This window comes from Citrobacter sp. CFNIH10 (assembly GCF_002934585.1).
Lineage (GTDB): Bacteria > Pseudomonadota > Gammaproteobacteria > Enterobacterales > Enterobacteriaceae > Citrobacter_A > Citrobacter_A amalonaticus.
In genome coordinates this window covers 3,805,397-3,829,660 of record NZ_CP026216.1, presented here as the reverse complement: position 1 = coordinate 3,829,660, position 24,264 = coordinate 3,805,397, and the positions used below count along the sequence as shown (strand labels likewise).

Here is a 24,264-nt window from a genome sequence, read left to right as displayed (position 1 = left end):
TTTGAGTCAGACGATATCTGCCGAATTCCTTCCAGTAATTCATTCGTGCAACAGTGATTTATTTTTCATGTTGCTGAATGGATCACAAATGAATTGATCTTACGTAACTAAAGAAATCAGTTAAGTGTGAAGTGAAATAATGGATTACAGATGAAATGACGTTAATTTCGCAACAGGTATTGCATATAATAAAAGAGAGGGGTTGATGTCATCTTTATGATTTTTAAAGAGATAACATGTCTTAAATCCGATTTAAGATTTATTAAGATGTTTCATGGCGTAATTTAAACTCATCAGTATCATGACAGACAAATAAACCGCACGGGTAGGAATATTTCCTACCTGTGAATTTTTAAAAAACTATTACCCGCTGTGCGTGAAACAAGTTCGCCGCATTGACGAATATAGTCACTTTAAGCAGTTGGTTACCCTGAATGACTACTTCAATATCGACAATACCCTCGCGGACTAATACTCGCTCCTGATGTCTTTTCACCCGCAGCATTCTCCCTGAGGTGAAGAAGCGTCATAACGTGCAGCGTGTCGGATGGCATTACCATCCGACACCGAAATGCCTAACGACGGGAACGAACGATCTGGTAGCGTCGGGTAAAGTACTCAAACGGTGCGCTCCAGACGTGAACCAGACGGGTGAACGGGAAGAGCAGGAAGATGGTCATTCCCAGCACCAGATGCACGCGGAAGATAAACGCCACGCCGTCGAGGTGGGCAGAAGCCCCGCCACGGAAGGTGACAACCGACTGCGCCCATTCTACCAGTTTCAGCATTTCACTGCCGTCCGGGTGCTGGGCGGAGAACGGTATTGTGCTTAAGCCCAGAATGCACTGAATCAGCAGAATGCAGAGGATCAGGATATCTGCCGTGGACGAGGTGGCCCGGACGCGAGAGTTGGTCAGACGACGCACCAGCAAGCCCGCGCCGCCTACCAGCGTCAGTACGCCGCAGATCCCGCCGGCAATCATCGCCATCTGTTGTTTCACCGCAACAGGCAGGAACCAGGCGTACATCCAGTGTGGGGTTAACATGCCGAACAGGTGACCAAAGAAGATCCCCAGAATACCGATGTGGAACAAATTCGACCACAGGACCATCCCGCGCTTGTCCAGCATCTGACTGGAAGACGCCCGCCAGGTGTACTGGCCGTAGTCATAGCGCAGCCAACTGCCAAGGATAAACACCGTCCCGCAGAGATAGGGGTAGATGTCGTAAAAAAAGACGTTCAGGAACTGTATCATTTCGGGCCTCCCGCGCTGACGTCGACGTACTGTGGCGCCACGTCCTGGCTAAAGCGTCGTTGATATTGCTGTAACGGCGAACTGTCACAGGCCGTGGCGTTATCTTCGATAAATTTCACCTGTTCCTCTTCCCAGACGGCATCCAGCGCCTGTCGGGTATCATCACGGTCCTCGGCGTTCACCTGTTTCGTGACACTGTCACTTGATAGTGGGCTGCCCGCCAGAAAAAGCAGGGCATCAAACAGTTGATACCACGGCGTGTCGCGCTGCTTTAAGCGCCCGCCCAGCAGGGCCAGAATTGGAGCGACGTTCTGCAAACCTTCGCGCGCTTCCGCTTCCGGCAGTACGCTCAGGTATTCCAGATACAGTGGCAGATGGTCCGGCAGCTCGCGACAATCAAGCTGTAGCCCGACTTTCTCGTACTGCGCCAGCAAATCGACCATCGCCTGACCGCGATCGCGCGATTCAGCATGCACATGCTCGAACAACAGCAGCGAAGTGGCGCGCCCTCGATCAAACACTTCGCACCATTCGGCCTGTTTATCGAGCAGCGGCGCGCTGAGCAGGGTTTCGGTGAAGTCGGTGAGCATCGGCGCATCGTGTCGCACCAGCGCCAGCGCATCGTCCTTACACTCCCACAGTTGCTCATCCGGATACTCCATCAGCAGGCCAATCACCTTGAGGATTTGCATCATTCCCCCTCCGCTTTGTCACGTACTTCGGTGATGTTGATCGCGTCAATACGGCTACTGTTGAACAGATTAAATTTGGTATCGGAGCCGTGGCATCCATCACCGAAAGAGAAGCCGCAACCGTTGCGCTCAGGGAAGGCATCACGCGCCATTTCACGGTGGCTGGTCGGGATGACAAAACGGTCTTCGTAGTTGGCAATCGCCAGGTAGCGATACATCTCTTCAATCTGTTCCACGGTCAACCCGACTTCGTCAATCGCACGTGTGTCGGTGACGCCTTCCACGGTCTGCGAACGCATATAATGACGCATCGCCATCATGCGCTTCAGCGCCCGCAGCACCGGGCCGGTGTCGCCAGCGCTCAGCATATTGGCGAGGTACTGCACCGGAATACGCAGGCTTTCGATCGCCGGTAGTACGCCGTCGCTTTTCGGCAGTCCACCCGCATCGGCGTAAGACTGAATCGGCGACAGCGGCGGCACATACCAGACCATCGGCAGAGTGCGGTATTCCGGATGCAGCGGCAGCGCCAGCTTCCAGTCCATCGCCATTTTGTAAACTGGCGAACGCTGCGCCGCGTCGATCACGTTCTGTGGAATGCCCTGTTTAAGCGCTTCTTCTATCACCGCCGGGTCGTGCGGATTCAGAAACACGTCGCACTGACGCTCATAGAGATCGGTTTCATGCTCGGTGCTGGCCGCTTCTTCAATGCGGTCCGCATCGTAGAGCAGCACACCAAGATAACGGATGCGCCCGACGCAAGTTTCGGAACAGACCGTCGGCTGGCCCGATTCAATGCGCGGATAACAGAAAATGCATTTTTCGGATTTGCCGCTTTTCCAGTTGAAGTAGATTTTTTTGTATGGGCAGCCGCTGATGCACAGACGCCAGCCGCGGCATTTATCCTGATCGATCAGCACAATGCCGTCTTCTTCACGCTTGTAGATAGCGCCGCTCGGACAAGTGGCGACACAGCTTGGGTTCAGGCAGTGTTCACACAGACGCGGCAGATACATCATGAAGGTGTTTTCGAACTGGCCATACATCTCCTTCTGGATCTTGTCGAAGTTACGGTCTCGCGCGCGTTTTTCGAATTCGCCGCCGAGCAGCTCTTCCCAGTTCGGCCCCCAGATGATTTTGTCCATCCGCTTACCGTCAATCAACGAGCGGGGACGGGCGGTAGGTTGATGTTTGCCTTCCGGCGCGCTGTGCAAATGCTGATAGTCGTAGGTGAAGGGCTCGTAGTAATCATCGATTTGCGGAATGACCGGGTTGGCGAAGATTTTGGTGATGACGCCCATTTTGCCACCCAGACGTGGTCGGATTTTACCGTTCACGTCGCGAACCCAGCCGCCTTGCCACTCTTCCTGGTCTTCCCAGTTTTTCGGGTAGCCGATGCCGGGTTTCGTCTCAACGTTGTTAAACCACGCGTACTCCATTCCTTCACGTCCGGTCCAGACGTTTTTACAGGTGACGGAGCAGGTGTGGCAGCCAATGCATTTATCGAGGTTCAGTACCATGCCAACCTGTGAGCGTATCTTCATTTTTTCGCCTCCTGTACCTGATCCCGACCTTCATCATCCAGCCAGTCAATGTTTTTCATTTTTCTAATCATGATGAACTCGTCGCGGTTGGAGCCAACGGTACCGTAATAGTTAAAGCCGTAAGCAAGCTGCGCATAGCCACCAATCATGTGCGTCGGTTTCGGGCACACGCGGGTGACGGAGTTGTGGATCCCGCCGCGCATCCCGGTGACTTCCGAACCGGGGATATTCAGGATGCGTTCCTGGGCGTGGTACATCATCGTCATGCCGGGCGGCACGCGCTGGCTCACCACCGCACGGGCGGTGAGGGCGCCGTTGGCGTTGAAGGCTTCGATCCAGTCGTTATCCTCAATGCCGAGCTCTTTCGCATCCGTTTCACTGATCCAGACAATCGGCCCGCCGCGCGACAGCGTCAGCATTAGCAGGTTTTCGCTGTAGGTGGAGTGAATGCCCCATTTCTGATGCGGTGTCAGGAAGTTAAGCGCTTTCTCCGGGAAGCCGTTCGGTGGGATCTCCCGCATTTCGTTGACGCTGCGGGTGTCAATCGGCGGACGATAAGCCACGAGGCTTTCGCCGAATGCCCGCATCCATTGATGGTCCTGATACAGCTGTTGACGACCGGAGAGGGTACGCCACGGGATCAGTTCATGGACATTGGTATAGCCCGCGTTATAGGAGACATGCTCGCTTTCCAGTCCGGACCAGGTCGGGCTGGAGATGATTTTGCGTGGCTGTGCCTGAATATCACGAAAGCGAATCTTCTCGTCTTCTTTGTTGAGCGCCAGATGCGTATGTTCGCGACCAGTCATCGCGCCGAGCGCTTCCCATGCTTTCACGGCGACCTGACCGTTGGTTTCCGGGGCCAGAGCGAGGATCACTTCCGACGCGTCCAGCGCGGTTTCAATCAGCGGACGACCTTTCGCCGGGCCATCACGCTTGGTGTAGTTGAGCTTGCCGAGGAAATCGACCTCCGTCTGGGTGTTCCACGAAATGCCCTTGCCGCCGTTACCCAACTTGTCCATCAAGGGCCCGAGCGAGGTGAAACGCTCGTACGTCGCGGGGTAATCGCGCTCCACCACGGCAATGTTCGGCGCGGTTTTACCGGGGATTAACTCACATTCCCCTTTACGCCAGTCCTGGATGTCGAACGGCTGCGAAAGTTCTGCCGGTGAATCGTGCTGCAACGGCTGCAACACCACGTCGGTTTCTTGTCCCAGATGGCCGACACAGACCTCAGAAAAGACGCTGGCGATGCCTTTGTAGATTTCCCAGTCGCTTTTTGATTCCCACGCCGGATCCACCGCCGCAGACAGCGGATGAATAAACGGATGCATGTCCGAGGTATTCATGTCGTCTTTTTCATACCAGGTGGCAGTGGGCAGAACAATATCGGAGAACAGGCAGGTGCTGGACATGCGGAAGTCGAGCGTCACCAGCAGATCGAGCTTGCCTTCAATGGCGGGGGATTCCCATTCAACCTCTTCAGGTTTAATGCCTTCGCGGGAACCCAGCGCTTCCCCCTGAATGCCGCTCTCTGTTCCCAGTAAATATTTGAGCATGTACTCGTGGCCTTTACCGGAAGAACCAAGGAGGTTAGAGCGCCAGACAAACAGGTTACGCGGATGGTTCTTGCCGCTGTCGGGTTGTTCGCAGGCAAAACGAATATCGCCGGATTTCAACGCCTGAACGGTGTATTCCACGGGAGACAAGCCGGCTTTTTCGGCGCTGGCCTTCACCGTCAGCGGGTTGAGGTTGAGCTGCGGCGCAGAAGGCAACCAGCCCATGCGCTCGGCACGCACGTTGAAATCGATCAGATGACCGGTGAATTTCGAGGCATCCGCCAGCGGTGAGAGCAGTTCCTGGGCGGTGAGTTTTTCATAGCGCCACTGACTGGCGTGATTATAGAAAAACGAAGTGCTATTCATCTGGCGCGGCGGACGGTTCCAGTCGAGCGCAAAAGCCAGCGGTAGCCAGCCGGTTTGCGGACGCAGTTTTTCCTGGCCGACATAGTGCGCCCAGCCGCCGCCGCTCTGTCCGACACAGCCGCAGAACACGAGGATGTTGATCATTCCCCGGTAGTTCATGTCCATGTGATACCAGTGGTTGACACCGGCACCAAGGATAATCATCGAGCGACCGTGGGTTTTATGTGCGGTATCGGCAAACTCACGGGCGATGGTTTCAATCTGGAAACGCGGCACGCCGGTGATCTGCTCCGCCCACGCCGGGGTATAGGCCTTCACCTCGGCATAATCCTTCGCACCGTACATGTCATCCAGACCGCGATCGAGGCCGTAGTTGGCCAGCACCAGATCGTAAACGCTGACCACCGGACAACGGCGGCCATCGGCAAGCGTCAGTTGCTTTACTGGCAACTGGCGCACCAGTACCGGTTCCTGCTTCACGCTGCGAAAATGCGGGTTTTCGTTGCCGCCAAAATAGGGGAATGCGACGCCCAATACCTCATCATGCTGACCAAGCAATGACAGCGACAGCTCGGTTTCCGTACCCGCCGCCAGCGACTCAAGGTTCCATTTACCTTTTTCGCCCCAGCGGAAACCAATCGAGCCGTTAGGCACTACCAGTTCACCGGTGGTGTTGCAGGCGACCGTTTTCCACTCCGGATTATTACTTTCGCCCAGACCGTCGACCAGATCCGAGGCGCGCATCATTCGTCCTGGCACATAGCTGCCGTCTTCACGGGCGTCCAGTAATACCAGCATCGGCATATCGGTATAGCGACGGCAGTAGTTAAGGAAGTAGTCGCTGGGATTGTCGAGGTGGAACTCTTTTAAGATCACGTGGCCCATTGCCATCGCCAGCGCGCTGTCGGTACCTTGTTTTGGTGCCAGCCACTGATCGCTGAGTTTGGCGACTTCGGAGAAGTCAGGGGTAATGGCGACCGTTTTCGTCCCTTTGTAACGGACTTCGGTAAAGAAGTGTGCATCCGGAGTACGCGTTTGCGGTACGTTGGAGCCCCAGGCGATGATATAGCTGGAGTTGTACCAGTCGGCCGATTCCGGCACGTCAGTCTGCTCGCCCCAGGTCATCGGTGACGCGGGCGGTAAGTCGCAGTACCAGTCGTAAAAACTCAGGCAGGTACCGCCGAGCAGGGAAAGGTAGCGGGTCCCGGCGGCGTAGGAGACCATCGACATTGCCGGGATCGGCGAGAAACCGGCGACGCGGTCCGGTCCATAGGTTTTCACCGTCCAGACGTTGGCGGCGGCAATCAACTGGTTAAGCTCTTTCCAGCTGGAGCGGATGAATCCACCGCGTCCGCGTACCTGCTTGTAGCTCTGGCTCTTTAGCGGGTCGTTCATGATTGACTCCCACGCCAGCACCGGATCGGCATGGGTGGACAGCGCGTCACGCCACAGTTCGATCAGACGCTTACGCACCAGCGGGTATTTCAGGCGGTTGGCGCTGTACAGATACCAGGAGTAGCTGGCACCACGCGGGCAGCCGCGCGGTTCATGGTTAGGCAGATCCGGACGCGTCCGGGGATAGTCGGTCTGCTGGGTTTCCCAGGTCACCAGACCATTTTTGACGTAGATTTTCCAGCTACAGGAGCCGGTACAGTTCACCCCGTGGGTAGAACGGACAATCTTGTCAAACTGCCAGCGCTGACGATAGCTGTCTTCCCAGTCCCGGTTGGTATGCATCACCTGGCCGTGACCGTCAGCAAAGGTGTCACCCTTTTGTTTAAAGTAACGGAAGCGATCCAACAGTTTACTCATGACATTTCTCCTGCTCCATAGGGTCTTGTAGGCCGGATAAGTCCTGGAGACCTGATAAGACGCCGCGGCGTCGCTATCAGGCGTAAAATTCTTGCCGGATAGGCGCAAGCGCCTTATCCGACCTACAAAACATCGGTGAATATGTTGTTATTTTTGCTTCGGTTTACGGCGGCCATAGACCAGCCAGGTCACCAGCACGCAGACGATGTAAAACACCAGAAAGATTTTCATGGCACCGACGGGAGAACCGGTCATCGCCAGCGAACTGCCGAAGGCCTTAGGAATGAAAAAGCCGCCGACGGCGCCAATCGCGGAAATAAAGCCCAGCGCGGCGGCGGTGTCGGTCACCGCTTCACGCTGTGCCTGTTCGTCAGTGCCACCACGCAGTTTTACCCTGTAGATGGTGAGCTGGCGGAAGATGACGGCGATCATCTGGAAGGTAGAGCCGCTGCCCAGACCGGCGGTCAGGAACAGCCCCATAAAGACCAGATAGAAGGCAATAAAGCTGCCGGAACCGGAGCCGGGAAGTGTCAGGAAGAGCAGGGCCGAGAACAGCGCCATAAAGATGAAGTTAATCAGCGTCACCCGGACGCCGCCGAACTTATCAGAGATGACACCACCTGCAGAACGCGCCAGCGCGCCGATAAACGGGCCAAAAAACGCCAGATTGAGGATGTTCGCGTCAGGGAACTGCGTCTTCGCCAGCATGGCAAAACCCGCGGAAAAGCCGATGAACGATCCGAATGTGGCCAGATAGAGCAGGCTCAACAGCCAGAGGTGAAAGCGCTTGAGCACCGGTAACTGAGACGCAATAGAGGCTTTGGAACTAGCAATATCATTGGTGCCAACCCAGGCGGCAATCGTGGCAATCGCCAGCAGCGGCACCCAGATCCAGGCGGCGTTTGCCAGTGAGAGCAGTGACCCATCGGGTTGCGGTACGCCCTGAACGCCGAGGAAGGCGAAGATCGGCAGAAAGATCACCAGCGGCGCGACGAGTTGCATCACGCTGACGCCGAGATTACCCAGTCCACCGTTCACTCCCAGCGCGCTGCCTTGTTTCGATTTTGGGAAAAAGAAGCTGATGTTGCCCATGCTGGAAGCAAAATTTGCGCCAGCAAAACCGCACAGCAGCGCGATAATGATAAATACCTCGAAAGGGGTGGTGGTATTTTGCACCGCAAAGCCGAGCCAGACGCAAGGAATAATCAGGATTGCGGTACTAAACACCGTCCAACGGCGTCCGCCAAATATAGGCACCATAAAGGAGTAGGGAACACGTAATATTGCACCAGAAAGAGAAGGTAATGCGGTCAATAAAAAGAGTTGATCGGTGGTGAAATTAAAACCAATTTTATTAAGATTGACGGCAACGGCACTAAATAACATCCAGACGCAGAAGGCGAGTAAAAGGCAAGCAACTGAGATACAAAGGTTTCTTCGCGCTATGTGCTTTCCTTTATTTTCCCAAAATGCAGGATTTTCCGGCTTCCAGTCACTCAAAAGATAACGATTATTTTTCTCATTTTGTCGTGCCATATTACCCCTCACATGCACAGATCGTTCATAAAAAAAAAGAAATAGTCTGCGTAAAAGGGCGCCATACGCCCTTTTTAGAATTTATTAATGCTTTTAGGAATATTGATGAAAGGATAGATAAAAATGCGCAACCACGCGGAGCGAAGGGGGAATAACAGGTTGCTTAAGTGTTACCAAATGTAAATAAAAAGTATAAGTGATTAACCTTCATTCGTTCAGGAAAAAAGCTCCAGCTCAATCATGCGATCAAGATGGCGATCAAACGCCGGATCGGCCATCTCCTGAATGCCGAGAACGTACATGCCATCAAGGCCACAGACCAGCGCAATCAGGCGCCAGGCGATGTCGGCAGGGGCGGAGGCGGGGGTGAACTCTCCGGCGGCGAGTCCGCTTTCGATAATCGTGACCGTTTCCTCGTGCCACATGCGCATGGTGAGGAGATAAGCGCTTTTGATTTCCGGGTCTTTATCCGCAAGGATCTGCGCTTCGCGCCAGAGCTTAATGTAGGGCTCGAATCCGCGATCATCACTGCCCAGCGCGGCGTGCAGACGCGTGCGCCAGGTGGCATCTTCCGCGACCAGTTCCGCATCCAGCAAGGTGCGAATCAGACGAACAAAAGCCTGTGATTTCAGTTCGCCAGCGGAGGTGAAATGGTGGTGGACTTGCCCGGTGGCCACTTTTGCTTCTGTGGCTATCCGTCGGACGGTCATGGCCGAAAAACCGTCTTCGAGCGCCACGCGCATGGCGGCCTGCAATATCACTTCGCGACGCTCATCTTTGTTCAGATAGCTCATATCCCCTCCATTCTTTGCGGAGAGGCAGTGTATCAACAAGCTGGACAACCGTTCAATTGTTACACGCTACAACTGAAGCGAGAGTTCCATCGCGGAACGACGCAGGGGGGCCAGCGCTTTTTCCTTCAACGCGGCGGCGCTCATTGATGACGCCGGCACCCCGACATTGAGGGCCGCCACCACGTTGCCACTGCGGGAAAGCAGCGGAACGGCCAGGGAACAGAGTCCAACTTCGATCTGTCGGTCAGCCAACGCGTAGCCCTGGATACGTACCCGTGCGATCTCTTCCCGCAGCGCCGTCAGGTCGCAAATCGTATGCGGGGTATAGCGGAGGAGTTGAGCGCGTGACAATGTCACCTCTAACTGTTCTTCGGGAAGCGCGCTAAGCAGCACGCGACCCATCGACGTGGCCCATGCGGGCAGACGGCTACCGCGTCCAATGTCGACGCTGAGCAGGTTATTCACCGCCGCGCGGGCGATATACAGTACGTTATCGCCATCAAGCGTGGCAGCAGAACAGGATTCGCCGAGTGATTTACCCAGATTATCCAGCGCGGCCTGCGCCACTTTTGCCAACGGCGTACCGGCGAGATAGGCGTGACCCACGGCCAGTACGCGTGGCAGCAGTTCATAACTGCGGCCGTCGGGACTGTGCACCATGCCCAGTGCCGCCAGGGTATAGAGACAGCGACGCACAGCCGCACGGGAAATCTGCGTTTTCTGGCTGAGTTGTGAAATCGTCAGGCGCTGACGTTGAGGAGTAAACGCATTCAGGACTTCCAGACCCCGCGCCAGGGACAGCATAAAATTAGGGTCAGACTTAGCCGGCGGGCTATTGATAACTATCTGATTTTTATCGCTCATTGAGTCCTTCTCCTGTGCAACGCAAATCTTAAACCGCATCAACTATACCGCGCGAATGAACGCGAGCCCGGGAATATCCCCATTTTCCCACCGGGATCACACTATTAACCTCAACGTAACAATCACGCCGATAATCGCACAACATTTCGATTATCGCCGTTGACCACCTCCATAGCACACACCTATTGTCAAAAGCATCGTCACCGTGGGTTATCACCGGTGGCACGAAAAGTAATGATATTTATGCTCAGGAAGAAACGAATGACTGCGACCGTTGAACATATTGAAAGCTGGGTGGTTGATGTCCCGACGATTCGGCCTCACAAACTTTCCATGACCACGATGGGGTGCCAGACGCTGGTGATTGTCCGGATCACACGTTCAGACGGGATCTGCGGCATTGGCGAAGCCACTACTATTGGTGGTCTGAGCTATGGGGTGGAAAGTCCGGAGGCGATTCAGTCCGCGATTACGCACTATTTCACACCTCTGTTGAAAGGCCAGCCTGCCGGGAATCTGAATGCGCTGACGTCGCGTATTCGCAGTGCAATCAAAGGCAACACCTTTGCCAAATCGGCTATTGAAACCGCGCTGCTGGATGCCCAGGGAAAAGCGTTAGGACTGCCGGTTTCCGCACTGCTGGGCGGCGCGCTGAATACCGTCCTGCCGGTCTTATGGACGCTCGCCAGCGGCAACACGGACAACGATATTGCCGAGGGACAGCGGCTGCTGGATGCCGGGCGGCATCGGGCATTTAAGCTGAAGATCGGCGCCCGGGAGCTGGAAACCGACCTGCGTCATACCCGTGCCATTGTGGAGGCGCTGGGGGATCGCGCCAGCATCCGTGTTGACGTCAACCAGGCGTGGGATGCCACTTCAGCGGCAAAAGGATGTCGGGAACTGGCGGCCATGGGCGTTGACCTGATTGAGCAACCGGTGAGCGCCGAAGACAACAATGCGCTGGTACGCCTGAGTCATCGCAGTGACGCAGCGATCCTGGCGGATGAATCCGTTGCCAGCCATTTCGACGGTTATCGTCTGGCGCAGCAGGGGTTCAGCGGCGCCTATGCGCTGAAGATTGCCAAAGCCGGTGGACCGGCCAGCGTGCTGAAACTGGCGCACGTTGCACAGGCGGCAGGAATCGGACTGTACGGCGGCACGATGCTCGAAGGTACCGTGGGTACGGTGGCATCACTGCATGCATGGTCAACTCTGCCGTTGCAGTGGGGCACAGAGATGTTTGGCCCGCTGCTGTTAAAAGATGACATCGTCAGCTTTCCGCTCTCCTTCGCCGATGGTTGTGTCACGCTGCCGCAAGCACCGGGACTGGGAGTCGAACTGGATGAGGAAAAACTGCAGTTTTATGCCCGCAAGCGTCGGGAATAACAGGAGAGACAAATGTTATTTAAAGTGGATATGACCGTGAAGATTCCTTACGGAATGCCGGCGAATGAAATTGAAGAGATTAAATCACGGGAAAAAGCCTATTCCCAACAGTTACAACGAGACGGTAAATGGCGACATATCTGGCGCGTTGCAGGGCAGTACGCCAATGTCAGTATCTTTGATGTCGATGATCCCGAAGAATTACACCGGATATTAATGGCACTGCCGTTATATCCATTTATGGATATTCGCATCGAAGCGCTGTGCCGCCATCCATCGTCTATTCAGAATAACGACCGATAATATCAGTACCGCATGCCGGAAATGATCCGGCATAACCCTACAGACAATAATAAGCGAGACGCATTATGAGCCATTCTTTTATCCAACAAGATGACGTACAGAAATTATTGCGTGAAGGTGCCGGATTAAATGGGCCGGAAGGGAATGAACGTTTTAAATCGATTATTCATCGCCTGCTCGGTGATATTTGTACCCTTATTGATGATTATAATGTCACGCAGGAAGAATTCTGGCATGCGGTGAATTATCTGCATGAACTGGGCGGACGTCAGGAAGCGGCCCTGCTTGCTGCCGGTCTGGGTCTGGAACACTTCCTCGATCTGCGCCAGGAAGCGATCGAATCCCGCCAGTCATCAGAGACCGGTACCCCGCGTACCATCGAAGGGCCATTGTATGTGGCTAACGCACCGCTGGCTGATGGCTATGCCCGGATGGATGACGGCAAAGATGCTGGCGAAGTGATGTGGTTGCACGGTCAGGTCAAGGACGTACACGGACAACCGGTGGCCGGGGCGATTGTCGATATCTGGCATGCCAACACGCTGGGCAATTACTCTTTCTTCGATCAGAGCCAGAGCGACTACAACCTGCGCCGTCGCATTCGTACCGACGCTGAAGGGCGCTACAGCGTGCGCAGTATTCTGCCTTTGGGTTACGGTTGCCCGCCGGACGGCCCGACGCAGAAATTGCTCAATCAACTGGGCCGCCACGGCAACCGCCCGGCGCACATCCACTTCTTTGTCTCTGCGCCGGGCTTTAAGCACCTGACCAGTCAGATCAACCTGAACGGTGACCAGTATCTGTGGGATGATTTCGCCTTCGCTACCCGTGATGGTCTGATTGCCGACCCGGTGAAAATCAGCGATCCGGCGTTGATTCAGCAACGCGACCTTGCCGGTGAACATACAGAAGTCTGTTTCGACTTTACGCTGTGCGCGGCGCAACGTGCTGAAGAAGAGCAACGAATTACCCGACTGCGCGCTCAGGAATAATACGCGACGCCTGTCTGACCCATATCGTTTTATACCCTACATAATTTGAGCGCAGCCAACACAACTGCCACTTGAAGTATGACGGGTATATACATCCTGAATTATGCAGGAGGGATACACTCATGCAAAAAACGCTCTCGGCATTAAAAGATAAAATCACGCAGGCTCTGATTGTGGATCGTGATAATCATATTTATCGTTGCCATCGTTCTATATTTACCGATGAGCAGTTATTTAATCTGGAACTCAAACATATCTTCGAAGGGAACTGGGTATTTCTGGCGCATGAAAGTCAGATCCCGGAACCCGGTGATTATTTTACGCTGACCCTGGGACGTCAACCGATCATTATTACCCGCGATAAAAAGAACAAACTGCATGCGCTTATTAATAGCTGTGCACATCGTGGCGCGATGTTATGTCGACGAAAGACGGGAAACAAAAACTCCTTTACCTGTCCGTTTCACGGCTGGACCTTCAGTAATAACGGCAAACTGTTGAAGGCGAAAGATGAAAGTACCGGTGGTTATCCGGAGACATTCAGGCATGACGGGTCGCACGATCTGAAATCGCTTCCGCGCTTTGCCTCATATCGCGGATTTCTGTTCGGTAGTCTGAGTGAAGATGTGCTGCCGCTGGAAACCTACCTCGGCGAGACCAGCAAAATTATCGATCTGATGGTCGATCAGGCTCCCGAGGGGCTGGAAGTCCTGAAAGGTTCGTCCAGCTATGTCTATGAAGGCAACTGGAAACTGGGGGCGGAAAACGGGGCTGACGGCTATCACGTCAGCGTGGTGCACTGGAATTATGCCTCAACCATGTCGCGCCGTAATTACGAAGCGGAAGGCACGCGGGCGGTGGATGCCAACGGCTGGTCTAAGAGTCTCGGCGGTGGTTACGGGTTTGAACACGGTCATATGCTGCTGTGGACGCGGGCGATGAACCCTGAAGTCCGCCCGGTTTACGATCATCGTGAGCGGTTAAAGGCGGAATTTGGTGAAAATCGCGCCGACCAGATGGTCAATGAGACACGGAATTTGTGTCTCTATCCCAACGTGTACCTGATGGATCAGTTTTCCACGCAGATCCGCGTGATTCGCCCCATCGCGGTCGATAAAACCGAAGTGACGATCTGGTGCTTTGCGCCTAAAGGCGAATCTGACCAGGCTCGCGCGCTACGCATTCGCCAGTATGAGGATTTCTTTAACGTCAGTGGGATGGGAACCCCCGACGATCTGGAAGAGTTCAGCGCCTGCCAGCGCGGCTATCTGGGAGAAAATCTGGCGTGGAGCGATCTCAGTCGCGGCGCGCTGCACTGGGTAGATGGTCCGGATGAACATGCGCAACAGGCAGGATTCAGACCGCTGTTGAGTGGTGTGAAGTCCGAAGATGAGGCGCTCTACATCGCTCATCATCATCACTGGCAAAACCTGATGCTCGCAGCGGTGGAAAAAGAACAGCAGCAATATGAACAGTCGATTACGCAACGCGTGGAGGTGGGCGGATGTTAACGCTTGAACAGGTTCGCCAGTTTCTCTACTACGAAGCGCGGTTGCTGGACGATCGCCAGTGGGACGCGTGGCTCAACTGCTATAGCCCGAAGGTAGTCTTCTGGATGCCCGCCTGGGGCGATGATGATAAAACCACCCGCGACCCACAGCGGGAGATTTCGCTTATCTATTATCCCAACCGGGACGGACTGGAAGATCGGGTGTACCGCATCAAAACCGAACGTTCCGGCGCCAGCACCCCGGAGCCGCGTACCACGCATATGATCAGCAACGTCGAACTGCTGGGCGAGAAAGAAGGCGGCATCGAGGTGCGCTACAACTGGGTCACTTACAGCCACCGTTATCAGCATACCGATGCCTACTTCGGCACCACACACTGCACGCTGGTTGAACAGGACGGCCAGCCGCAAATCACGCGGAAAACCGTGCGACTCAATAACGACTATATCCGTCAGGTGATTGACGTTTACCATATTTAAGAGGTGCTTATGAGTTTTACAATTGCACTCAATTTTGAGGACGGCATCACCCGTTTTATTCAATGCAACGCCGGTGAAAAGGTACTGGATGCCGCTTACCGGCAGAAGGTGAACCTGCCGATGGATTGCTCCGACGGCGTTTGCGGCACCTGTAAATGCCACTGCGCCAGCGGCGATTACGCGCTGGGAGAGGACTTTCTGGAAGAGGCGCTGAGCGAGGATGAAGCCACTGCACGACAGGTGCTGACCTGCCAGATGATCCCCGCCAGCGACTGTGTCATTGACGTGCCGGTCGCAGCGGCACAGTGTAAAACCAGCATCACGACGACGCATGCAGATGTGCTGGCGATCAATGCGCTCTCGGACACCGCGATTGAACTGGTCGTACGCCCGGATACCGCGCTCCATTTTCTCTCCGGGCAGTACATCAACATTCAGGTTCCGGGGACGACGCAGCAGCGTGCCTACTCATTCAGTTCGCTGCCGGGCAGTAACGAAGGACACTTTCTGATCCGTAATGTGCCCGGTGGGTTGATGAGTCAGTGGCTGACCCAGCGCGGACAACCCGGTGATACCGTTACGCTTAGCGGTCCGATGGGCAGTTTTTATCTGCGCCACGGCGAACGCCCGGTGCTGATGCTGGCTGGCGGTACCGGACTGGCCCCGATGCTGTCCATGCTGGAAACGCTCGCTGCGCAGGGGAGCCAGCGTCAGATCTCGTTACTGTATGGCGTGACCTATGATGTCGACCTGGTCAAAACCGACGCGCTGGACGCCTTTCAGCAGAAACTGGCTGACTTCCGCTGGTTACCGGTTGTCGCTGACGCGCAAAGTGGTTGTCCACAGCGCGGGTTTGTCACCGATCATCTTAGCGAGGCGATGCTCAATCAGGGCGATGTGGATATTTATCTTTGTGGTCCGCCGCCGATGGTCAATGCCATCACCACGGCGTTACGCGAGCGGGGCATTACGCCAGCCGGATTCTGGTACGAAAAATTTATCGCCAGCCAGAGTGCGGCGGCGTAAGGAGCCTCTATGCGATTTAACGATAAAGTTGTGGCCATTACCGGCGCGGCGCAGGGAATTGGTCGCCAGACCGCTATTCAGGCCGCGCAAGAAGGGGCGCGGCTGTTGCTTATCGATCGTTCCCGCCACGTCCATGAACTGGCGGCAACGCTGGCGTCGGGTGGGTGTCAGGTGCTGGCGCTGGAAGCGGACCTGGAACAATGGGAAAGCACCGAACAGGTTTTTGCCGCAGGCGTCGCGCATTTTGGACAACTGGACGTGCTGGTCAATAACGTCGGCGGGACTATCTGGGCCCGACCGTTTGCCGAATACCAGCCGGATCAGATTGAGAAAGAGATCCGTCGTTCGCTGTTTCCGACACTGTGGGGCTGCCGCGCAGCGCTCCCGTGGATGCTGAAACAGGGGCGCGGCAGTATTGTGAATATCTCTTCTGTTGCCACAGGCGGGGTAAACCGCGTGCCATATTCAGCCGCGAAGGGCGGCGTCAACGCGCTAACACGATCGATTGCAATGGAATACAGCGGCTGCGGTATTCGCATCAATGCGGTGGCACCCGGAGGGACCGACGCCCCGGCGCGTCTCGTTCCGCGTAATGACGAAACGCCGTCCGCCCAGGAGCAGGCGTGGTATCAGCAGGTGATTGATCAGACCATCGACAGCAGTCTGATGCACCGCTATGGCACGCTGGCGGAGCAGGCGAATGCGATCCTGTTCCTCGCCAGCGATGACGCCAGCTATATTACCGGCATCATCTTACCGGTTGCCGGAGGCGATCTCGGCAAAGACATATGCTCGCCCCCCTTACGCCTTCTCGATGTTAACTAAAAACGCTTTGTACTCCGGCGTTTGCGAGTTTGAGTCACCGACGTTTGGCGTCAGGGTGTTGGCGATATAGCCTTTACGCGCCACCCCTTCAAAGCCCCAGTGCAGCGGGATCCCGACGGTTTCAACCTCCTGACCGTTGACGTGCAGCGTACGCAGACGACGTGTCACCACCGCAACCGCACGAATGAATCCGCGCTTGCTGCTTACCTTCACGTAGTCACCGTTGCCAATGCCTTTGGCGGCGGCCAGCGTTTCGCTGATCTCCACAAACTGTTCCGGCTGCGCGATAGCGTTCAACAGCGCGTGCTTGGTCCAGGTGTGGAAGTGTTCGGTCAGACGATAGGTCGTTCCGACATACGGGAACGCGTCCTTCTTCCCTAAGCGCAAGACGTCATCTTCATAGATGCGCACGACCGGGCTGGACACCACGTTCGGATGCAGCGGGTTAGTACCCAGCGGCGTTTCCATTGGTTCGTAGTGTTCAGGGAACGGGCCTTCCGCCAGTTTATCAAGGGCAAACAAGCGCCCCAGTCCTTCGGGCTGCATGATAAACGGGCCGGTTGCGCTGCCCGGAGGCGCGGTGTTGAAGTCCGGGATATCGTTACCCGTCCATTTCGCCCCGTCCCACTGGATCAGCATGCGTTTCGCATCCCACGGCTTACCGTTGATATCCGCTGAAGCGCGGTTATACAGCACGCGACGGTTCAGCGGCCATGCCCATGCCCAACCCAACGTGTTGCCCAGCCCTGATGGGTCGGCATTATCGCGGTTGGCCATCTGGTTGCCCTTCTCCGTCCAGCTACCGGTGTAGATCCAGCAGGAAGACGAGGTCGTTCCATCATCACGCAGTTGCGCGAAGCTGGTGAGCAGTTGCCCTTTCTTCGCAATCAGCACGCCGTTGGCGTCATAGAGATCGGCTAACGCGTAGCCGTTGTTCTCTTTCGCCACTTCTTCTGACTCTGGGTGATCCGGCTGTTTGTAGTCCCAGCGCATTTTCAGCAGCGGTTCCACACCTTTACCGCCTTCTGTGCGATACATTTCGCGCAGACGATGGTAAAGCCCGGCCAGAATTTCACCGTCGTTACGCGCTTCACCCGGTGCATCCTGACCTTTCCAGTGCCACTGTAGCCAGCGCCCGGAGTTGGCAATGGAGCCATCTTCTTCAGCAAAACAGGTGGATGGCAGGCGGAACACTTCCGTCTGAATGGACGCCGGATCGACATCGTTCGACTCGCCGTGGTTCTGCCAGAAGGTTGAGGTTTCAGTCACCAGCGGATCGATCACCACCATGTACTTCAGCTTGCTCAGGCTGCGAACCACTTTGTTTTTGTCCGGGAAGGACGCAACCGGGTTGAAGCCCTGACAGATGTAGCCGGTGACTTTCCCGCTATCCATCATGTTGAAGTATTTAATGACGTCGTAGGCCTGATCCCATTTCGGCAACCAGTTAAAGCCCCAGTCATTCTCTTTCTGCGCATCATCGCCGTAGAACGCTTTCATCAGGCTGACGGCAAACTTCGGATAGTTGCTCCAGTAGTTCACCTGATCCGCCAGCGTGGCTTTCGGCGTGTTGGCGTTCAGCCAGGTCTGCCAGTCGCTCTGCTTTTCCGACGGCAGCGTCAGATAACCAGGCAGACTGGTGGAAAGCAGTCCGAGGTCAGTCAGCCCCTGAATATTCGAGTGACCACGCAGGGCGTTCACGCCGCCGCCGGCCATCCCCATGTTGCCGAGCAACAGCTGGATCATCGCCATCGTGCGGATGTTCTGCGCCCCGACCGTATGTTGGGTCCAGCCCAGCGCATACAGGAACGTGGTTGTACGATCCGCCGCACTGGTGGAGGCCAGCACGTCACACACTTTCAGGAAGTCAGCCTTCGGCGTCCCGCAAATGTTCTCGACGACGTCCGGCGTATAGCGGGAAACGTGCTGTTTCAGCAAATTCCATACACAGCGCGGATGCGACAGAGTGTCATCGCGTTTGGCATAGCCGTTTTCATCGAACTGGTAGTTCCAGGACGACTTATCGTACTGCCGTTTTTTCGCGTCATAACCGCTGAATAAACCGTCATCAAAGGTAAAATCATCCCGTACCAGCAGGCTGGCATTGGTGTAATGCCTGACATATTCGGCGTTAATTTTGTTATTTTCAATCAGATACCGCAGCACACCGGACAGGAACGTAATGTCCGTGCCGGAGCGAATCGGCGCATAAATATCCGCAACCGAGGCGGTACGGGTAAAACGGGGATCGACAACAATCAGCGTGGCGTCATTGTTGTTCTTCGCTTCCATCGCCCAGCGGAAACCCACTGGATGGGCTTCAGCGGCGTTACCGCCCATCACCATCACGACGTTGGCGTTTTTGATATCAACCCAGTGGTTGGTCATCGCACCGCGACCAAATGTTGGAGCAAGACTTGCTACCGTTGGTCCGTGTCAGACGCGCGCCTGGTTGTCTACTGCCAGCATGCCAAGTGAGCGCACAAATTTTTGCGTCAGCATGCCGGTTTCATTACTGGCGGCGGAGGCGCAGAGCATCCCCGTGGAAAGCCAGTCTTTGGAAACGCAGGACATCATCAAACGGTCCGCAACAAACACGATTACGCCGCCACCGCAGGCGCGTGATTACAAAGCCGAGGTCGCCAAGCTCATTGACGTCTCCTCCTGTGTGGGCTGCAAAGCCTGCCAGGTGGCCTGCTCTGAGTGGAACGATATCCGTGACGAGGTAGGACATTGTGTCGGGGTGTACGACAACCCCGCCGATCTCAGCGCCAAGTCCTGGACGGTGATGCGTTTTAGCGAAACCGAACAGAACGGCAAACTGGAATGGCTGATTCGTAAAGACGGCTGCATGCACTGTGAAGATCCGGGCTGCCTGAAGGCCTGCCCGTCTGCAGGTGCAATCATCCAGTATGCCAACGGGATTGTCGATTTTCAGTCCGAGCACTGCATTGGCTGCGGCTACTGCATCGCCGGGTGTCCGTTTAATATTCCGCGCCTTAATAAAGAGGACAACCGCGTCTATAAATGTACACTCTGCGTCGATCGCGTCAGCGTGGGTCAGGAACCGGCCTGTGTCAAAACCTGTCCGACCGGGGCGATTCATTTCGGCACCAAACAAGAGATGCTGGAAATGGGCGAGCAGCGCGTCGCGAAGCTAAAAGCGCGCGGCTACGAACATGCTGGTGTCTATAACCCTCAGGGCGTTGGCGGTACGCATGTGATGTATGTCCTGCATCACGCGGATCAGCCGGAGCTCTACCACGGTTTACCGAACGAGCCGAAAGTCGACACCTCTATCAATCTGTGGAAAGGGGCGCTGAAGCCACTGGCGGCCGCCGGATTTATCGCCACCTTTGCCGGGCTGATCTATCACTACATCGGTATAGGTCCGAACAAAGAAGTGGACGATGACGAGGAGGACCATCATGAGTAAATCGAAAATGATTGTGCGCACGAAGTTCATCGATCGCGCCTGTCACTGGACGGTGGTGATTTGCTTCTTCCTGGTCGCGCTGTCGGGGATTTCATTTTTCTTCCCGACGCTGCAATGGCTGACGCAAACCTTCGGTACGCCGCAGATGGGACGCATTTTGCACCCGTTCTTTGGCGTGGCGATCTTTATCGCGCTGATGTTCATGTTTGTCCGCTTCGTTCACCACAACATCCCGGACAAGAAAGACATACCGTGGCTGAAAAACATTGTCGAAGTGCTGAAAGGCAACGAACACAAAGTGGCGGATGTCGGCAAATATAATGCCGGGCAGAAGATGATGTTCTGGTCGATCATGAGCATGATTTTTGTGCTGCTGGTGACCGGCGTGATTATCTGGCGTCCGTATTTCGCGCAGTATTTCCCGATGCAGGTGGTGCGTTACAGCCTGCTGATCCACGCAGCGGCAGGGATCATTTTGATCCACGCCATCCTCATTCATATGTACATGGCATTCTGGGTGAAGGGATCGATTAAAGGGATGGTTGAAGGGAAGGTGAGTCGCCGCTGGGCGAAGAAGCACCACCCGCGCTGGTACCGTGATATCGAGAAAGCAGAAGCGAAAAAAGAGAGTGAAGAAGGGCTAAACTAATTACTTTTTCAGCAGATGAAGGCGCTACGCAGGTAGCGCCTTTTTTTTGCCATAAAAACGTCATGATCCTGTCATTAGCTAAACGTAACGTGTTGTCTTCACAAATAACCGAAGAGTTAACCAACAATGCATCTGGTCAAAAAATTGCTCGCTGTGAGCGTACTTCTTTCCGCGTCAGTTCAGGCGCAGAACATTCTCGAATTCCCACAGCCGGAGAACAATCCGGAAGAATTTTACGCCGTGACGGAAATCCCGGCAGGCGGGATCATTAAATATGAAACCGACGCCAATACCGGCTTTATCGTTGCAGACCGCTTTCAGTCGATGCCGGTGGCCTATCCGGCAAACTACGGTTCGCTGACCCAGTCGCTGGCAGGTGATGGCGATCCACTGGATGTGATTTTCTATACCCGCGCGCCGATGGCTCCGGGTACGCTGATCAAACTGCGTGCGATTGGCGTACTGAAAATGATTGATGGCGGCGAGAAGGATGACAAAATTGTGGCGGTTCCCGCCAGCAAAATTGATCCTACGTATGACAATATCAAGGAACTGGCCGACCTGCCGAAAATCGAAGTTCAGCGCCTGGAATCGTTCTTCCGCGTCTACAAAGAATTACCGGAAGGACGCAAGAAAGTGGAGCTGAACGGCTTTAACGACGCGGCGACCGCAAAGCAGGAAATCAAACAGGCATGGGACGCCTGGAAAGCGAAAAAACCACAGCAATAAGCGATTTTGCCGGACGGGGTTTACCCGTCCGGCGGTCAACGCGATTACTGCACCGCCAGACGGCGCAAACGGGACACGTCCACGCTTTTTTGCGCTTGTGCCAGACTCCAGGTATTTTGCAGATTTAGCCACATTTCCGGGGAGCTGCCGATCACCACCGAGAGTTTGATCGCCATTTCCGGGGTGAGTGCCGCTTTGCCCGTGAGTAACCGACTGGCGGTTGAGGGCGCAATCTCCATTGCTCTGGCAAATTCACGCAAACTGACGTTCAGTTCGTCCAGCGCTTCCTGAATGATATCCCCTGGGCGGGGATGATTCGCCATTTTCATCAGTGATAATCCTCGTAATCCAGAATATACGCATCGCCATTGACGAATTCGAACGTCATACGCCAGTTGCCTGAAACCGATATTGACCAGACGCCATCACGATCGCCGCTCAGAGGATGCAGCCGATAACCGGGCATGTTGATATCGTTCACGCAGCCTGCGGCGTCAATCACGGCGAGGCGGTGTCGCAAACGTTTGACGTGCTTTGCCAGCACGCCTGACGTTTTACCGTGAAGAAACAGGTCGCGTAATCCCTTGTGCCTGAAATTCATGATCATCCTTTTCACCTCGTTCCTTCATGAGGAACATTAGCATTGTGTTCCGTTCGGCGCAACAATTTTCGCCATCGCGTGTGCGATTGTGTGGCGAAATGAAGAAAGAGAAAAGAAGAGGGGATGAATACTGGAAAGCGCTACGCAAATTGCCCGGCAAACCTCGCGTTGCCGGGCATTGAGGGTTAAAGACGTGCGGCGATATCGTCTATCTCTTTACGCCACTGAGCCTGCAACTGCGGCTTCTGGTGTCTGGGTTTACGGGCCAGATCCTCAGCCAGACGTTGCTCAAGCATCAGCAGCTTTTCCAGCAGACTGTCATCGTCACTGCGCTCCGCGATAAGTGGATCGTACTCTTTTACAACCGCCGACGAGTGTTCCAGTGTGGTTTGCCGAATACGGGCATAGACGGCGTCCAGATCGTGCCATTCGCTCAGCTCGCCGTCGTTAACAAACCAAAACCGATTACAGCTCTGGCTGATGAGTTGCCGATCGTGACTGACCAGCAGCACGCCGCCTTCAAAGCTTTGCAGCGTCTGCGCCAGCGCCTCTTTACCTTCCATATCCAGATGGTTGGTCGGTTCATCCAGCATCAGCAGGCTATAGCGCGCCAGCGACAGACCGACAAACAGCAGACGAGAGCGCTCGCCACCGCTTAACGTACTGACCGATTGCGCGTGGCGTATCCACGGGAATCCCGCGCTAATTAGCGCCATTTTACGGATATCCGGCTGCGGGGCGAACGGTTCCAGGGCGTCAAACAGCGACGCGTCATCCGGTAATTGATGCAGCGTTTGATCGTAGTAGCCCAGCGTCACGCGAGGGTGGAGGCGCAGCGAATCTGATTCCTGTTCGGTCTGATAATGTTGCCAGATCAGTTTTAACAGCGACGATTTACCGCAACCGTTGCGCCCGACAATCGCCACCCGATCGCCGCTCTTCAAACGGATGCCCGCAATGGTAAACAGCGTCGGCGCCTCCGTGGCAGGCGTGACCGACAACTGAGACAGTTCCAGCAGACGGTCTGCCCGCAGCGCGTCGCCGCGCAATGTTAGTGACCACTGACTTCCTGCCGTCAGATCCGTTTGCACCTCCTTCAGACGTAATACCTGCTTTTCCATTTGCTTCGCTTTGCGCGACAGATCTTCGTTATCATACACCCGGCCCCAGGTGGCCAGTCGTTTCGCACTGGCGGTGATGCGATCGATCTCTTTTTGTTCCGCCTTATGGCGCAACGCGTCGCTGGCGTCGCGTTCAAGCAGTGCCTGGCGTGCCGCGCGACAGGGCAATGCAAAGGCGTGTAGGGTACGATCGCGCAAGATCCACGTGCCGTTTGTGATCGCGTCGAGCAGTTGCGGATCGTGAGACACGACCACAAAACTGCCGGACCAGTTCTGTAGAAACTGCTCCAGCCACAATAACGTCGGTAAATCCAGGTGGTTTCCCGGTTCGTCAAGCAGCAGCAGATCAGGCTGGCGCATCAGCGCGCGGGCCAGCAGTAAACGTGTATGCTGACCGCCACTCAAGGTTTGTGCCGTTAATTGCCGATCCTGGACACTGAAGCCCATTTGCGCGAGTAACGCCTCGACCTGCCAGAGCTGGCTGGCCCGTTCATGTTCAGGAAGTTGTGCCAGAACGGCTTCCTGTAACGTCAGCGGCAGGATCTCGTCGGGCAGATGCTGTTCGACACGCGCAAGATGACAGTGGTTCGCCAGCGCCAGGCTGCCGCCAGTCGGGACAATCGAACCGTCGAGAACTTTCAGCAGCGTGCTTTTGCCGCAGCCGTTGTAGCCGATAAGCCCAATGCGATCGCCTTTTTTCAGGGTAAACGTCAGATCGTCGAAAAGCGTGCCGAACGCGGTATCAACGTACAGGGATTGGGCGGTTAGTAATGTGCTCATTGT

Annotated in this window: 20 protein-coding genes and 1 pseudogene; 10 read left to right on the top strand and 11 right to left on the bottom strand. The window is 55.2% G+C overall.

Features of this window, described 5'->3' with window-relative positions; translation table 11 throughout:
- Positions 1-575 precede the first annotated feature (575 nt).
- The 7 genes from narI to C2U53_RS22260 all read right to left on the bottom strand — a co-directional run bounded on the left by narI (position 576) and on the right by C2U53_RS22260 (position 10,462).
- A complete protein-coding gene (gene narI, locus C2U53_RS22290) occupies positions 576-1,256 on the bottom strand; it encodes a respiratory nitrate reductase subunit gamma (protein ID WP_043000673.1) in 681 nt (226 codons plus the stop codon).
- Entirely contained in the window at positions 1,253-1,948 is a 696-nt protein-coding gene (gene narW, locus C2U53_RS22285; protein WP_044257968.1) for a nitrate reductase molybdenum cofactor assembly chaperone, read from the bottom strand. The genes narI and narW overlap by 4 nt, the downstream gene beginning before the upstream one ends.
- A complete protein-coding gene (gene narH, locus C2U53_RS22280) occupies positions 1,948-3,492 on the bottom strand; it encodes a nitrate reductase subunit beta (RefSeq protein ID WP_043000675.1) in 1,545 nt (514 codons plus the stop codon). The genes narW and narH overlap by 1 nt, the downstream gene beginning before the upstream one ends.
- The gene (locus C2U53_RS22275; RefSeq protein WP_104446458.1) at positions 3,489-7,229 is read right to left on the bottom strand and encodes a nitrate reductase subunit alpha; all 3,741 of its coding nucleotides are present in this window, start codon (positions 7,227-7,229) and stop codon (positions 3,489-3,491) included. Before C2U53_RS22275 ends, narH begins: the two co-directional genes overlap by 4 nt.
- Before the next feature lie 147 nt (positions 7,230-7,376).
- The gene (locus tag C2U53_RS22270; protein ID WP_104446457.1) at positions 7,377-8,765 is read right to left on the bottom strand and encodes a NarK family nitrate/nitrite MFS transporter; all 1,389 of its coding nucleotides are present in this window, start codon (positions 8,763-8,765) and stop codon (positions 7,377-7,379) included.
- A 215-nt stretch (positions 8,766-8,980) separates the two neighbouring features.
- Entirely contained in the window at positions 8,981-9,559 is a 579-nt protein-coding gene (locus C2U53_RS22265) for a TetR family transcriptional regulator (RefSeq protein ID WP_090050132.1), read from the bottom strand.
- 66 nt (positions 9,560-9,625) lie between these two features.
- A complete protein-coding gene (locus tag C2U53_RS22260) occupies positions 9,626-10,462 on the bottom strand; it encodes an IclR family transcriptional regulator C-terminal domain-containing protein (RefSeq protein WP_161215637.1) in 837 nt (278 codons plus the stop codon).
- Positions 10,463-10,657: 195 nt separating this feature from the next.
- Here C2U53_RS22260 and C2U53_RS22255 point away from each other — a divergent pair, with 195 nt between their 5' ends.
- From C2U53_RS22255 to C2U53_RS22225, 7 genes are all read left to right on the top strand, one after another.
- The gene (locus C2U53_RS22255; protein WP_224267579.1) at positions 10,658-11,809 is read left to right on the top strand and encodes a muconate cycloisomerase family protein; all 1,152 of its coding nucleotides are present in this window, start codon (positions 10,658-10,660) and stop codon (positions 11,807-11,809) included.
- Between the two features lie 12 nt (positions 11,810-11,821).
- Positions 11,822-12,112 carry a muconolactone Delta-isomerase gene (gene catC / locus C2U53_RS22250; protein ID WP_043000680.1) on the top strand — a complete coding sequence of 97 codons (291 nt, stop codon included), beginning with the start codon at positions 11,822-11,824 and terminating at the stop codon, positions 12,110-12,112.
- Between the two features lie 65 nt (positions 12,113-12,177).
- Positions 12,178-13,104, top strand: a complete 927-nt coding sequence (catA, locus tag C2U53_RS22245) for a catechol 1,2-dioxygenase (RefSeq protein ID WP_104446456.1) — start codon at positions 12,178-12,180, stop codon at positions 13,102-13,104.
- 122 nt (positions 13,105-13,226) lie between these two features.
- Positions 13,227-14,615, top strand: a complete 1,389-nt coding sequence (locus C2U53_RS22240; RefSeq protein ID WP_043000682.1) for a Rieske 2Fe-2S domain-containing protein — start codon at positions 13,227-13,229, stop codon at positions 14,613-14,615.
- Positions 14,609-15,094 (top strand): benzoate 1,2-dioxygenase small subunit, encoded by a 486-nt coding sequence (gene benB, locus C2U53_RS22235; RefSeq protein ID WP_043000683.1) that lies wholly within the window; start codon positions 14,609-14,611, stop codon positions 15,092-15,094. Before C2U53_RS22240 ends, benB begins: the two co-directional genes overlap by 7 nt.
- A gap of 9 nt (positions 15,095-15,103) precedes the next feature.
- Positions 15,104-16,120: a benzoate 1,2-dioxygenase electron transfer component BenC gene (benC, locus tag C2U53_RS22230; protein ID WP_043000684.1), complete on the top strand. Its 1,017-nt coding sequence runs from the start codon at positions 15,104-15,106 to the stop codon at positions 16,118-16,120.
- A gap of 9 nt (positions 16,121-16,129) precedes the next feature.
- Positions 16,130-16,945: a 1,6-dihydroxycyclohexa-2,4-diene-1-carboxylate dehydrogenase gene (locus C2U53_RS22225; RefSeq protein WP_104446455.1), complete on the top strand. Its 816-nt coding sequence runs from the start codon at positions 16,130-16,132 to the stop codon at positions 16,943-16,945.
- Here the strand turns inward: C2U53_RS22225 and fdnG are convergent.
- Positions 16,922-19,498: pseudogene (fdnG, locus tag C2U53_RS22220) on the bottom strand (formate dehydrogenase-N subunit alpha); the annotation flags it as partial. The gene C2U53_RS22225 and the pseudogene fdnG overlap by 24 nt on opposite strands.
- Here fdnG and fdxH point away from each other — a divergent pair.
- The 3 genes from fdxH to C2U53_RS22200 all read left to right on the top strand — a co-directional run bounded on the left by fdxH (position 19,446) and on the right by C2U53_RS22200 (position 21,759).
- Complete coding sequence (gene fdxH, locus C2U53_RS22210; RefSeq protein ID WP_104446453.1) at positions 19,446-20,381, top strand: formate dehydrogenase subunit beta; 936 nt, start codon at positions 19,446-19,448, stop codon at positions 20,379-20,381. The pseudogene fdnG and the gene fdxH sit on opposite strands and share 53 nt — an antisense overlap.
- A complete protein-coding gene (fdnI, locus tag C2U53_RS22205) occupies positions 20,374-21,030 on the top strand; it encodes a formate dehydrogenase-N subunit gamma (RefSeq protein ID WP_043000691.1) in 657 nt (218 codons plus the stop codon). The genes fdxH and fdnI overlap by 8 nt, the downstream gene beginning before the upstream one ends.
- Positions 21,031-21,156: 126 nt before the next feature.
- Positions 21,157-21,759: an inorganic diphosphatase gene (locus C2U53_RS22200; RefSeq protein ID WP_044257938.1), complete on the top strand. Its 603-nt coding sequence runs from the start codon at positions 21,157-21,159 to the stop codon at positions 21,757-21,759.
- A gap of 44 nt (positions 21,760-21,803) precedes the next feature.
- Here C2U53_RS22200 and C2U53_RS22195 read toward each other — a convergent pair whose 3' ends face one another.
- The 3 genes from C2U53_RS22195 to C2U53_RS22185 form a co-directional block, all read right to left on the bottom strand.
- Entirely contained in the window at positions 21,804-22,088 is a 285-nt protein-coding gene (locus C2U53_RS22195; RefSeq protein WP_043000693.1) for a HigA family addiction module antitoxin, read from the bottom strand.
- Positions 22,088-22,366, bottom strand: coding sequence for a type II toxin-antitoxin system RelE/ParE family toxin (locus C2U53_RS22190; RefSeq protein ID WP_043000694.1), 279 nt, complete (start codon positions 22,364-22,366; stop codon positions 22,088-22,090). The genes C2U53_RS22195 and C2U53_RS22190 overlap by 1 nt, the downstream gene beginning before the upstream one ends.
- Before the next feature lie 179 nt (positions 22,367-22,545).
- Positions 22,546-24,261: an ABC-F family ATP-binding cassette domain-containing protein gene (locus tag C2U53_RS22185; protein WP_104446452.1), complete on the bottom strand. Its 1,716-nt coding sequence runs from the start codon at positions 24,259-24,261 to the stop codon at positions 22,546-22,548.
- Positions 24,262-24,264 lie beyond the last annotated feature (3 nt).